Here is a 12,628-nt window from a genome sequence, read left to right as displayed (position 1 = left end):
GATTGGATTGTATTTTTGAAATAAATCAGCTAATTCCCGATAAAAGTAGCTCCAAGCGTCAGTATATTAGCATCAAGCCCATCGCTTCTATCGTATTTGCTAAAACGTAAATCAATGGTTTTTAATCCGAAGGTCAAAATCTTGGAATTAGCAAAGATATCCTTGTACTGAATACCCAAACCATATTGATGCGCATCATATTTGGACAAATCATAATCTGAAGTATAAAACTCAAACGTGGAAACCGCTTCTTCTTTTGCATAAAAGTAATCCGCGGCTGATTGTGTGTAATATCTATAGGTTGGATATAGTGTAAACTTGTCCGTTACCTTAAATGGTGCTTCTATACTAAAAGTATGCGAAGTGATTCCCCAATCATCCCAATAAAACCTATAATAGGACCGTAAAATCACGAGGTCATTTACATAATAATTCAACCTTCCACCAAATGGAATTTTGAATCTGGTATCGGGTAACCGCTCTACATCATCAGCAAGCTGAAAATCATCAATAAAAAAGTCTTCCGTGTCGCCAAAATAAACACGCTGAAATGGTGTGCTCAATAATCCATTTTGAGATACAACATCCATAAAAAGAGCACCTTGCAGTTTCTTACTTAGGATTTGAGAAAAACTTAACGATACCGAATAAGAATTTCTGTTTTCTTTATCAAACACTGAAAAATTGGGATTGTATGTGCCATTTCCAGTAATTCTATCATCAAAAAAGCCTTCGCGTAATTCAATGGGATAAATGGCATTCCATTTATCCAAAAAGACATTGCCGCTTAGGGTCAATTCTGTATTCTTTTCATTGAAAAGCCTGGAATAACTTCCTCCGAAACCAATAGAGAAATAGTCATATTCTGTTGAAAAATAGGCATTGGCGCTCCAGATGGAATTCCTATCCTCTGAACTATGCTGATAACTAGGGTTTATGTAGGCCAAAAGGTCCTTTCTGGATTCACCGGAAGAAGCATCAAAAGGGGTAGTATTGATATTGCCACCATCCAAAGGATTAACATTACTTGATGATGCCGAAGTATAAGCAGATAGTCCCACATCAACCGTAAGCACATCATTCTCATTCATTGGCATTCGCAATACTATGGTAGAAGTGGCATCAGTGAGTTCTTCCGTACCCTCACCTCCTGTTACCGCCGCATTTTGTCCATCTTGACCATAATAACTAAAAAGAACATCTATTTCGCTGGTTTCTAAAACCCTTTTTTGATAGGAAGTATTACTCTGTTGTGCCAACCCCATGGAAACAATAAAGAAGAAAATAAAGGTGTATTTTACTTTTGAAAAAGCAAAGGGTTTCAAACAAGCAACCTTTTGGTGAGCGTTTTTAATTACAACCACAACCACCTCCTGTTTTACCACCATTGGCCCCAGCCGAAGCCTCTCTATAAATTTGAAAATTCGTTTCAAAACGCTCAGATGTTTTTGCGCCCAACTGCATTTCAATGTCATTTAGGTAAACCTTGTCGTACTCTCGTACCACCACGCAGGAGCTGGAGAATATTAACAGAGCGAATAAAAAAAGAAGTTTTCGCATATTTTAAATTTACTGATTTTTATCAAATAAGATTCCTGAACTTTTATGGATTTTGTTATCAGAATCCACAACAACAACCTCAACCCCATCCATTTGATTAATGAGATGAATTCCACTATCCTTTCCCATTATAAATACTGCCGTGGCCAGAGCATCGCATAATTCTGCATTTTTTGTAAACACAGATACACTATTGACTCCCGTAGTAGGGTAACCGGTTCTTGGGTCTATAATATGGGAATATTTTTTTCCGTCCAACATAACGTATTTCTCGTAATTACCGGAAGTAGCAACTGAAGATTCCACTACTGGCAACCAGCTAAAGACTTTATCCTTGCTCAATGGATTGGCAATGCCAATCAACCATTTTTCTCCAGTAACTTTTGTTCCCCATGTTGTTAAATCTCCAGAGGCATTAATTACGCCGCCTTTTACTTGTTTAGATACTAGAAGCTCTTTTGCACGGTCGGCGGCATATCCCTTTCCTATTGCCCCAAAACCAATACGCATTCCTGGTTCTGATAAATAAATGGTCTGTTCAATAGGATCAAGTAGTATTTTTTCGTGGCCTATTTTTGAAACTGACTGACGTAATAGAGCTTCCGCAGGCATACCTTTCATGCTTCCATCAAACTTCCAAATATTGTCCATGGAAGCATAAGAAATATCAAAAGCACCATCAGTAATCTCAGAAATCTTTTTTGCCCGTTCTACTAAATGATAAAGCTCGGTAGATACTTTCACTGGTTTTATACCAGCATTTTTATTGACCAATGCAGTTTCTGAGGCTTCATCCCATGAAGATATTATCTTCTCTATCCGTTCAATCTCTGAAACAGCCTCATCAATATTTATATAGCCAATATCCTCATTGGGAGCTATCACAGTTATTTCAAACCGGGTACCCATGAGTTTCAATGTTCTTTTAACGGTAACATCCTCTTGCATTTGTCCTTTGGAGAGCATGCAAAGTAAACTGCAAAAAAGGACTAGAAATGCTTTCATTTTATAAAATCATTCAACAAGGAAATATATTCTTGTGGAGAGTTCTTTCTATTAAAACCTGTTTTTCCTAAAACCGATTTTTGTTTATCCATAACCACAACTAAGGGAAAATGTCCTTTTGGATTATATTGCTCTGCAAGAGATTTGTTGGAGTTGAGTTTATCTTGTTGAAGTTGGTTTTTTTTCTTTTTTGGGAAATCCGCATTATATAAAACATAGTTTGCAGAAGCATATTTTTTAAAATCTTCTGAATCCAAAATATTTCGCTTTAACCTAATACAAGGTGGACACCAATCTGAACCTGAAAATACCAAAACAATAGGCTTGTCCTCCTCATTGGCGAGCTTGACGGCATCATCAAAAGTATCTTGCCACTGTTGAGCCTGTATTGTGCCAAAAAAAAGACAAAATGCTAAAAGCAATAATTGTTTCATACGTTTAATCTTAAAATTTAAAGCTATTCAAAAACCCGTAGCGTAGTTCCTGTGAGTTCAGTATTAAAAACCCGTAAAGGGTTGCTGGTAATTGAATTTAAAGGCGTTCCTGTCTGGCTAAACCTTGAGCCATGGGTAGAACATCTAAAAATTCCACCATCTTCAGAAATAAACCTTACTTCTTCTGTTTGCTGATGACTACAAATTTGACTGGCGGCAATAAGATTTCCCTCAAGGTTTCTGGCAACAACAATATCAGTATAACCAAGGCTTTGAGTAGATTTTGCTAAGATGAACCCTCCATTGTTTGCAAGAGGCGAAGCATCAGCAGAATCTAAATCCACTGTAAAATCGACCCCGTCCGGTTCAGGGAATTGTTCTAAATCTTCTGAATCACTGGAGCATCCATGTAAACAAGGGAATGCTAGGGCAAAAGCAGCGCTCGCCCCTAGACTTTTTAAGAATTCTTTTCTTTCCATAGCGTGAGGTTTATAGAAAGAACGTTAAATTAAGCTGAATCGTATGCTAATATTCAAAGAGTCCAAATTCACTTTTGATGGTCAGTTTTTTATGTTCTGCATTTTCCACTCGCCCTATAATTTGCGCGTCCACATTGAAACTTTTTGAAATAGAAATGATATCCTCGGCAACTTGTTCATCCACATACAATTCCATTCGGTGTCCACAATTGAAAACTTGGTACATTTCCTTCCAATCGGTACCAGATTGCTCCTGGATTAATTTGAATAAAGGAGGAATGGAAAACATGTTATCTTTAATAATATGGAGGTGTTCCACAAAGTGTAGAATTTTGGTCTGGGCACCACCACTACAATGCACCATTCCATGGATTTGTTCTGAGGAATATTTCTCTAATATCTTTTTAATAATTGGAGCATAAGTTCTAGTTGGTGACAAAACCAGTTTTCCCGCATCCAATGGAGAATCGGGAACATCATCGGTTAGTTTTGTATTTCCAGAGTACACAAGTTCCTCAGGAACGGACTCATCATAACTTTCTGGGTACTTTTCGGCCAGATACTTACCAAAAACATCATGCCTGGCAGAGGTAAGTCCATTACTTCCCATTCCGCCATTATATTCGTTTTCGTAGGTTGCCTGACCAAAGGAAGCCAAACCAACAATAACATCTCCAGCCTTTATATTGGCGTTATCAATTACCTCATCCCTTTTAATTCGTGCCGTTACCGTAGAATCAACGATAATAGTACGCACCAAATCCCCTAAATCAGCTGTTTCCCCACCTGTGGAATGGATAATCATTCCATGTTTTTTTAAATCAGCTATCAACTCTTCTGTTCCATTGATAATGGCAGAAATAACCTCCCCTGGAATCAAATTTTTATTTCGTCCTATGGTGGATGATAACATGATATTATTGGTAGCCCCTACACAAATTAGGTCATCTACATTCATGATAAGTGCATCTTGGGCAATACCCTTCCAGACAGAAACATCACCAGTTTCTTTCCAATACATGTACGCCAATGAAGATTTTGTTCCCGCTCCATCTGCATGCATCACCAAACAATGCTCTTCACTACCTGTTAAATAATCAGGAACTATCTTGCAAAAAGCTTTAGGAAAAAGCCCTTTATCAATGTTTTTTATGGCGTTGTGCACGTCTTCTTTTGAAGCTGAAACCCCCCTTTGGGCATATCTTTTACTGTTGTCTGAGGACATAAATAAGATTTGGGCAAAAATAGTAGAAAGCCATCAATTAATTGTAGGATCTATTATTCTTTGTAAACACATTGAAAAAATGTCTTCGTGGTCCATATTACTTGGCAAACAACAATTCTCTATACTTGGTCAATGGCCATAAATCGTCCGAAATTAATTTTTCCAGCTTATTTGATTGCTCACGAATAGCATCAAAATGAGGCTTTACATTATTGCAGTACGCTTGGGCTTTTTTATTGATTGTTGAAAGTGCATTCGCACGTCTGCGTGCAGCGGTCATTTCGTCGGTTTGCTTTTTGATCTCAATCATATGCTCCCCTATCTGCTCTAAAATATTTAATTGACTTTCCGCCACTTTGTTGTAGGCAGCTCCATACACCTCTTTTAAGCCTTTCACATTTTCCAAAAGTAAATTTTGATAACGCAAAGCAGCAGGAATGATATGATTGTAAACCATTTCACCCAATACCCTTCCTTCAATCTGAAGATGTAATATATAAGCTTCCAGTTCAACTTCTTGATGCGCTTTCAACTCCACCTCGCTCATAACATCCATATCCTTGAAAAGCGCGACACTTTCTTTGGAAGTAAGCACTTGTAGAGCCTCTGGAGTATTTTTGTTATTGCTTAACTTCCTTCTCCTGGCCTCGTCTTGCCATTCCATTCCATAACCATCCCCATCAAAACGAATTCTTTTTGAAGTCTTAATATATTCCCTTAACACATTAAAGACCGCCTCATCTTTTTTAAGGCTTTTCTTATCTATCAATGCATCCACTTCTTTTTTAAAGTTGGTGAGCTGCTTAGCAACAATGGTATTTAAAATGGTCATTGGTTTGGCACAATTGGTCTTTGCTCCAACCCCTCTCATTTCAAACTTATTTCCGGTAAAGGCAAATGGAGATGTTCTGTTACGATCGGTATTATCCAGTAAAATTTCGGGAATCTTACCAACCACATTGAGTTTAAGTTCTGTTTTCTCTTCTGGTGATAGTTTTCCTTTGGAAACTCCCTCCAATTCATCCAAAACATCGCTTAACTGTGCTCCAATAAAAATAGAAATAATGGATGGAGGTGCCTCATTAGCACCTAGTCTATGATCGTTACTTGCTGATGCGATAGAGGAACGCAACAGTTCTTCGTATGTATCAACCGCTTTTATGGTGTTTATAAAAAAGGTCAGGAACTGAAGGTTTTTCATTGGCGTAGAACCTGGACTCAAAAGGTTGACGCCAGTATCCGTTGCCAAAGACCAATTATTATGTTTACCTGAACCATTAACCCCTGCAAAAGGTTTTTCATGAAACAGTACCCTAAAATTATGTCTGTCAGCAACCTCTTCCATAACATCCATCAATAATAGATTGTGATCTACGGAAAGATTGGCTTCTTCAAAAACCGGAGCCAGTTCAAATTGGTTCGGTGCAACCTCGTTATGCCTTGTTTTTACCGGAATACCCAGTTTTGTACACTGTTTTTCCAAATCGCTCATAAAACTCAAGACCCTGGCCGGAATAACCCCAAAGTAGTGATCATCCAATTGTTGTCCTTTTGCAGCAGGATTACCCACCAAAGTTCGTCCGGTCATCACTATATCAAGTCTGGATTGCGCCAATGACTTGTCTAACAAAAAATATTCCTGTTCCCAACCCAAAGTTGCGTATACTTTACGAACGTTTTTATCAAAAAATTGAGCTACTCCTGTCGCGGCTTCATCAACAGCATGTAATGCTCTAAGCAAAGGTGCTTTGTTATCTAATGCTTCTCCTGTATAGGCCACAAAAATTGTGGGTATGCAGAGTGTTGTTTTGTAAATAAATGCGGGAGATGTAGGGTCCCATGCCGTATAACCTCTTGCCTCAAAGGTATTTCGTATTCCGCCACTTGGGAAACTGGAAGCATCTGGTTCTTGCTGGACCAATTGCGCTCCCCCAAATTTTTCCATTGCCTTGCCATCTGGCAGTATATCAAAAAAAGCATCGTGTTTTTCTGCTGTAGAACCTGTCAAAGGTTGAAACCAATGTGTATAGTGCGTTGCTCCCATTGATAAGGCCCAAGCCTTCATTCCTTCCGCAACTTGATCCGCAATTTTTCTATCTATTTTACTTCCCTGAAAAATGGCAGATTTCACTTTGTCATATGCTTCTTTTGTTAAAAACTGGAGCATTCTATCCTCATTGAACACATTCTTTCCAAACAATTCTGAACGCCTACCTGTTTCTTCAATATTCGGATGGGTTCTTTTACGGCTTTCTGCCAAAGCTTCAAATCTAGTATTTGACATTGTTTAATACATTTAGATTACAAAATTACAATTAAGAATTTAATAATATATGCTTCAAAAATTACTTTTTTTTCATTTAACCCTGTATAATTTAGGGGTAAATTAAATTATTACAACTTGTTTGTTATTTTAACCCTTTAAAATGGATATTATCAAATGAAAAATATATTTTTGTCAATCGTAAATTTGAGAACAAATAACTACCGTAATTATGAGTAAATCAAAATTAGAATACATCTGGTTAGATGGTCACGAACCAACTCAAAACATGAGGAGCAAAACCAAAGTTGAAAACGACTTTAGTGGAAAATTAGAAGACTGTCCAATTTGGTCTTTTGACGGCTCATCAACTGAACAAGCATCAGGAGGTTCTTCCGATTGTTTATTAAAACCTGTTGCTATTTTTCCTGATCCGGTAAGAAAAAATGGCTGGTTGATAATGGCAGAAGTTTTAAGTGCTGATGGAACACCGCATCCTTCCAATGCAAGAGCTAAAATTGATGATGATGATGATGATTTCTGGTTTGGGTTTGAGCAAGAGTACTTCTTAATGGACACAAAAACCGATTTACCTTTAGGTTTTCCACGTGGTGGATTCCCTGGGCCGCAAGGTAAATACTACTGCTCCGTGGGAGGTAGATACACTTGGGGTAGAGATCTTGTTGAAGAGCATGCAGATCTTTGCATAGAAGCTGGATTAAACTTTGAAGGTATCAATCAGGAAGTTGCACCTGGCCAATGGGAGTTTCAATTATTTGCCAAAGGAGCCAAAAAAGCGGGTGATGAGATTTGGGTTGCTCGATACTTATTAGATAGATTAACTGAAAAACACGGTTATTATATTGAATACCACCCCAAACCTGTGAAAGGGGATTGGAATGGGTCCGGAATGCACGCAAACTTCTCGAATACAACTTTAAGAACTTGTGGTTCTCAAGAGATATATGAAAAAATATGTGAAGCATTTAGACCTGTTACCTCTGAACATATTGATGTTTATGGAGAATTTAATGACGAGCGTTTAACTGGATTACATGAAACTGCTCACGTATCCGATTTCTCATATGGCGTTTCAGACAGGGGCGCATCAATTAGAATTCCTATCATTACTGTAGAAAAAGGATGGAAAGGATGGTTAGAAGACAGAAGACCCGCTTCTAACGGTGATCCATACAAAATTGCAGGTAGAATCATTAAGACTGTAAAGTCTGCTGATGTATAATTTATAAATTAATTGTTGATTATAGTTTAAAAGCCGTCCCTATTGGGGCGGTTTTTATTTTATGGTCAGATAAACAAAAACGATATAGAAAATTATCAACACCAAGCCATCTCTCCATCCCAATCGCAATCCTTTTGGGAAGAACACCAAGGGCAGTATTAGAAAGGAAATTCCCAACATCCAGAAAATATCATTGGAAAGCAAACCTTGATCAACAACTGTTATAGGGGTAATTATTGATGTAATTCCAAGAACCGCTAAAAGATTAAAAATATTGGAGCCAATTAAATTCCCTAGAGAAATAGCTTTTTCCTTTTTCAAAATTGCGATGATAGATGCTGCCAATTCTGGAATACTTGTACCTATAGAAACAATGGTTATTCCAATGATCCTATCACTAACTCCAAAGGTAGAGGCCATTCCCACAGCACCATCAATCAATAACTCTGAACCTCCCCAAAGTGCTGTGCCTCCTATCCCCAAGAACATCACAATTTTATATAATGGTAAGGGAATGTCATCCTCTGGCATTTCATCCACAACTGCCGTTTTCTGAAATCTGAGCAGATAAATAAGAAACAAAAACAAAAAAACCACCATGATAACACCTTCATACTGCTGTAGTACTCCATCAAAATAAATGAAGCCTACAAAAAGCAATGAAGCAACCATCATTACCGGCCAATCTGTAGTATAAAAACTTTTTCGAACATCTATACTCCCCAATAAAACGGTGATAGCCAATACCAAGCCTAAATTTGCAATATTAGACCCTACTACATTCCCAAGAGCCAAATCAGGAAAACCATCCAGAGCAGCCTTTATACTTACAATAAGTTCAGGTGCAGAAGTAGCAAAGGAAACCACTGTCATTCCTATAATTATTTTTGGAATTGCCAATCTCAGTGATAAGGCTACCGCAGCCTTTAACAACCAATTTCCTCCTATGATGAGGAGTACAAGACCCAGAATAATAAAAAGTAGATTTCCCAACGATAAAAATTTGCTGTAAATATAGATGAAGATTTATTCGCACATACGTTTGAAGGGGAAAAAATTATGCGTCAAAAATCACTTAAATTCTTCTTAAAAAACTTCTTTAAAAAATACCATCTCTTCCTCATGCTCGGAAATGAAATCATCAAAATCAATACTTTTTTAAACGAAAGGCCCCTTGGTTTTTAAAAACTTGATTAAAACACCCCTACAATTATTACACTCTAGAATAAAAATTATCATTTTATATTTCAATTTAATACTTTTTACAAGGAAGTCACGTAAATTTTAAATGCTATTTCATTTTTAAACCTACAATCTTGTATTCAATTGTATTGATTTCCTTTCAAAAATTTGGAAACATGATTATTCTCATTTTATATTAAATAACGTAACCGGTTAACAGTAGTTTTTTCAACCCTTAAAATCAACAAATACAATGATTACAATAGCTAAGTTTTTGGTGATGTTGCTCATACAACTCATCGCTTTCATTTTTGTCTAACCCTTAAAACCAATCACTATGATTACTTTATTTGGAATACTGATTATACTATTAGGAATTGTTACACTGGTTACAAAACCACTTTTTAAAAATGCCAAGTTACTGCAATGGTTCTCTCCAAAGCGAAGTGTTCAGATAATAGGCATTGGAATTGTGCTGAGTATTGTTACCGGAACCTTCTTTTATGCAGAACCTGGTACCGCTTATGCGGTGCAATATCCATGGGGCGGGCAGAAAGCAGTATTTAGACAAGGTATACATACTAAAATGTGGGGTAGATTAATCCCTATTCAATTTGAATTGCCCATTAAATATGTAATCCCCAGCCAAGAACATGGTTTAGGCGAGCAAAGCGAATATGCCAATGTGGATGAAGCCAAATACTGGGCCTTTAGTGATGCGGTTAAGGCTAGAATTGCAACTTCGGTTGTTATCAGTATTAATACAGAGGATGAAGGACAGTTTTTATCCGTTGCAGATCGTAACAAAACCGAGAGGAATATGATTCGGTCCAGAATTATCCCCAATATTGACCAGTCTATCAAAAACACGTGCAAACTTATGGATGCACAAGATTACATCTCTGGTCAGGCATCAGATTTTGACCGTTATTTTAAAGATCAGTTAGAGAATGGAATGTACGTACTGGAAGAGTACGCAGATAATCAAACCAGGGAAATTATTGGCGATAGCAGTACTGTTAGGACCATAGTAAATAAAGACACCAAACATAAAAGGTTTCGCATTCAAATTAGAAATGGTGAACCTGTTCGTGAAAAAGGGAACTCACTTAAAGCTTATGGGCTAACTGTGATACAAGCTGTAGTAACTGAAATTGACTGGGAAGCAACTTTTGATAATAGATTGCAATTACAGAAGGAAGAAGTGGCTCAGACCCAGTTAGAAAAGCAGCAAGCCGAAAGAGAGTTCTACCGAGCGCAAAAAGAAAAAGCACGTGGTGAAGCAGATAAAGCTACAGAAAGAGCTCGTTTAGAAAAAGAACAGATACAGAAGACCATTGCAGCAGAAACTGAGGCCAAAGTTGCAGAATTCAACCTTGTTAAGGAAAAAAAGCAGTTTGAGGTAGAGAAGTTCAAGGCACTGAGCAAAAAAGTAGCCGCAGATGCAGAATCATATCAGAATGCAAAATTGGTAACTGCTGGACTAACCCCACAAGAGCGTGCCGAGTGGGACTATAAAACTTCAGTAGGCGTAGCTCGTGAGTTAAAAGAACTACGATTACCTGAGATATTTATAGAAGGTGGTTCTGATAAAAAGTCAGACAACACCCTTTTAGAATCCTTAATTGGGGCAGATCTTGCCAAGCAAATGATGAATAAGTCTGAAAAGTAGCTCAAAAAAACAACCCGGTCATGGACCGGGTTGTTTACATTTATAAAGTTGTTTTTTTAATCTTCTGCTCCAATTTTTTGTAAAAAGGCAATGTCTTCCTCCACGGTTAATAAAAGTAGGCTTGTAGCAGTACAGAAAACCGGACTGGTAATGCAATGATGTCCGTTCCAACTACCATCTTTATTTTGAATTTTTAAAATACGTCCGCTCATGTCATCATACCATTTTTTCCAATCGTCATCTTTACCCACCAATAAAGACTCACCCGTTTGTAGGTAACTCAAAAATTCTTCTCCTCCATTATTCCCAAAACCGTCCAACACTTCATCTTTCTGTGCAGTTTTCTTAGCAGATTCATAGACTTTGTATGCTGCCCCATATTTCTGAGCTTCACCACTCACATATCCTATTTCTTCCAAAGTTTCCGCATTTACTTCGGCATCGGCCGCTATCTTGCCCTCTGCCTTGGCTTTGTTAATATCAGCCTTAGCTTTCCTTGCTTCTTTAGCACTTGCCCTTACACTTCCACTTACGGAGTAAAGCATAATTCCTGCTCCATCATCCGTTTTAACCGAACCATCTTCTTCATTATAATTATCTTTTTGATATTTTCTTGATCTTTCCAAAACTTCCTTATCGATTGAAGCCCCCACCGTTTGGGCAGATTCTAAAGCACTATTGGCCATTCCACTCTGCAAAACACCAGCCCAACCGGCACCTTTTTGCTTTCCATCTTCATCCGTGCCATCCTGAATATGTGCAATACATATATCCAAGCAACGTACAATCCTTTTTCTATCCATACCAGATAGATTTCTATCAAGAACATTAGAAAGAAACTGTGCAGCTAGAACGGCATCAATGTTTTCACCAAGTTTTGTTTGTATCTGAGTATTTCTAATTTGGGTGATATAAGGACTGTCATTATCCACATGCTCAATGGTTTTTAGCATATAGTCTAGTGCATTTTTAAGGTTTTCAGCGTGAATACCTGTTTTTAAAGTCGTACCGCTCCTTAATAAGGCCATGCCAACCATTGCCGTAGTAGCTGGATCGGCATTTACTGCATGTGGATCTCTAATATGTTGTGCCGAATGACTACCCGCCCCATAACCCCCATTGGGTAATTGAGCTGTAGCCAACCACTGAAGTCCATCTCGTACTGCCAATTGTAGATTCTCATCAGACTTGTAACGGTTAAAACCTTCAGACGATTGTTCACCCATCACAGTCATGAATACGCAACCCTTCTCGGGCTGTAAAGTTCTTTTTGGCTTAGAAGCTGTTAATGCAATATAAAACACCATCCCCACCAACGCCAAGGTAGGTCCTAATAGAAATTTCAATTTTGTCTTCATCTTTAGAAAATTTAATTTTTGCTGAAACTAGACAACACAATCTGCTCAAAAAATCAGCATTGAGTCTGATTCGTCTTTGGATGAGTGTACTTAGAGTTCTGTTGAGGGAAGACTTCTCAACAGATTTTATTGGCTATACTATTTGAAAACACTTCAACCTGCGAGGAATAAATCGAAAATTAATGGCAGAATTTCATTTCAAAATTC

11 protein-coding genes are annotated in these 12,628 nt (G+C 37.7%); 2 read left to right on the top strand and 9 right to left on the bottom strand.

Annotated features, from left to right (window positions below):
* Nucleotides 1-29 precede the first annotated feature (29 nt).
* The 7 genes from SJY44_RS08045 to SJY44_RS08015 all read right to left on the bottom strand — a co-directional run bounded on the left by SJY44_RS08045 (nucleotide 30) and on the right by SJY44_RS08015 (nucleotide 6,987).
* Nucleotides 30-1,265, bottom strand: coding sequence for a DUF3570 domain-containing protein (locus tag SJY44_RS08045; RefSeq protein WP_396592085.1), 1,236 nt, complete (start codon nucleotides 1,263-1,265; stop codon nucleotides 30-32).
* Between the two features lie 85 nt (nucleotides 1,266-1,350).
* Entirely contained in the window at nucleotides 1,351-1,560 is a 210-nt protein-coding gene (locus tag SJY44_RS08040; protein ID WP_396591971.1) for a DUF4266 domain-containing protein, read from the bottom strand.
* Nucleotides 1,561-1,569: 9 nt separating this feature from the next.
* The gene (locus SJY44_RS08035; protein WP_396591970.1) at nucleotides 1,570-2,565 is read right to left on the bottom strand and encodes an FAD:protein FMN transferase; all 996 of its coding nucleotides are present in this window, start codon (nucleotides 2,563-2,565) and stop codon (nucleotides 1,570-1,572) included.
* Nucleotides 2,562-2,999, bottom strand: coding sequence for a thioredoxin family protein (locus SJY44_RS08030; protein ID WP_298928440.1), 438 nt, complete (start codon nucleotides 2,997-2,999; stop codon nucleotides 2,562-2,564). Before SJY44_RS08030 ends, SJY44_RS08035 begins: the two co-directional genes overlap by 4 nt.
* A gap of 23 nt (nucleotides 3,000-3,022) precedes the next feature.
* On the bottom strand, nucleotides 3,023-3,478 hold the full coding sequence (locus SJY44_RS08025) for a ubiquinol-cytochrome c reductase iron-sulfur subunit (RefSeq protein WP_396591969.1): 456 nt from the start codon (nucleotides 3,476-3,478) through the stop codon (nucleotides 3,023-3,025).
* Nucleotides 3,479-3,524: 46 nt separating this feature from the next.
* Nucleotides 3,525-4,703, bottom strand: a complete 1,179-nt coding sequence (locus SJY44_RS08020; RefSeq protein WP_396591968.1) for an AIR synthase related protein — start codon at nucleotides 4,701-4,703, stop codon at nucleotides 3,525-3,527.
* A gap of 97 nt (nucleotides 4,704-4,800) precedes the next feature.
* Complete coding sequence (locus tag SJY44_RS08015) at nucleotides 4,801-6,987, bottom strand: glutamine synthetase III (RefSeq protein ID WP_396591967.1); 2,187 nt, start codon at nucleotides 6,985-6,987, stop codon at nucleotides 4,801-4,803.
* Nucleotides 6,988-7,198: 211 nt separating this feature from the next.
* Here SJY44_RS08015 and SJY44_RS08010 point away from each other — a divergent pair, with 211 nt between their 5' ends.
* On the top strand, nucleotides 7,199-8,209 hold the full coding sequence (locus SJY44_RS08010; RefSeq protein WP_396591966.1) for a glutamine synthetase beta-grasp domain-containing protein: 1,011 nt from the start codon (nucleotides 7,199-7,201) through the stop codon (nucleotides 8,207-8,209).
* A 54-nt stretch (nucleotides 8,210-8,263) separates the two neighbouring features.
* Here SJY44_RS08010 and SJY44_RS08005 read toward each other — a convergent pair whose 3' ends face one another.
* Complete coding sequence (locus SJY44_RS08005) at nucleotides 8,264-9,202, bottom strand: calcium/sodium antiporter (RefSeq protein WP_396591965.1); 939 nt, start codon at nucleotides 9,200-9,202, stop codon at nucleotides 8,264-8,266.
* Nucleotides 9,203-9,728: 526 nt separating this feature from the next.
* On the opposite strand from SJY44_RS08005, the gene SJY44_RS08000 reads away from it, so the two are divergent.
* Nucleotides 9,729-11,063 (top strand): hypothetical protein, encoded by a 1,335-nt coding sequence (locus SJY44_RS08000; RefSeq protein ID WP_396591964.1) that lies wholly within the window; start codon nucleotides 9,729-9,731, stop codon nucleotides 11,061-11,063.
* A gap of 56 nt (nucleotides 11,064-11,119) precedes the next feature.
* On the opposite strand, the gene SJY44_RS07995 is transcribed toward SJY44_RS08000, so the two are convergent.
* On the bottom strand, nucleotides 11,120-12,421 hold the full coding sequence (locus tag SJY44_RS07995) for a hypothetical protein (RefSeq protein ID WP_396591963.1): 1,302 nt from the start codon (nucleotides 12,419-12,421) through the stop codon (nucleotides 11,120-11,122).
* Nucleotides 12,422-12,628: the final 207 nt, after the last annotated feature.

It is taken from the genome of Allomuricauda sp. R78024 (genome assembly GCF_044596045.1).
Taxonomy (GTDB): Bacteria; Bacteroidota; Bacteroidia; order Flavobacteriales; family Flavobacteriaceae; genus Flagellimonas.
This window is presented reverse-complemented; position numbering and strand designations above follow the sequence as displayed.

What these genes read in the sequence shown, in the direction of transcription:
- SJY44_RS08035 (WP_396591970.1), bottom strand. Translation starts at nt 2,565, where the DNA reads ATGAAAGCATTTCTAGTCCTTTTTTGCAGTTTACTTTGCATGCTCTCC.
- SJY44_RS08045 (WP_396592085.1), bottom strand. Translation starts at nt 1,265, where the DNA reads ATGGGGTTGGCACAACAGAGTAATACTTCCTATCAAAAAAGGGTTTTA.
- SJY44_RS08040 (WP_396591971.1), bottom strand. Translation starts at nt 1,560, where the DNA reads ATGCGAAAACTTCTTTTTTTATTCGCTCTGTTAATATTCTCCAGCTCC.
- SJY44_RS08010 (WP_396591966.1), top strand. Translation starts at nt 7,199, where the DNA reads ATGAGTAAATCAAAATTAGAATACATCTGGTTAGATGGTCACGAACCA.
- SJY44_RS08015 (WP_396591967.1), bottom strand. Translation starts at nt 6,987, where the DNA reads ATGTCAAATACTAGATTTGAAGCTTTGGCAGAAAGCCGTAAAAGAACC.
- SJY44_RS07995 (WP_396591963.1), bottom strand. Translation starts at nt 12,421, where the DNA reads ATGAAGACAAAATTGAAATTTCTATTAGGACCTACCTTGGCGTTGGTG.
- SJY44_RS08000 (WP_396591964.1), top strand. Translation starts at nt 9,729, where the DNA reads ATGATTACTTTATTTGGAATACTGATTATACTATTAGGAATTGTTACA.
- SJY44_RS08025 (WP_396591969.1), bottom strand. Translation starts at nt 3,478, where the DNA reads ATGGAAAGAAAAGAATTCTTAAAAAGTCTAGGGGCGAGCGCTGCTTTT.
- SJY44_RS08030 (WP_298928440.1), bottom strand. Translation starts at nt 2,999, where the DNA reads ATGAAACAATTATTGCTTTTAGCATTTTGTCTTTTTTTTGGCACAATA.
- SJY44_RS08020 (WP_396591968.1), bottom strand. Translation starts at nt 4,703, where the DNA reads ATGTCCTCAGACAACAGTAAAAGATATGCCCAAAGGGGGGTTTCAGCT.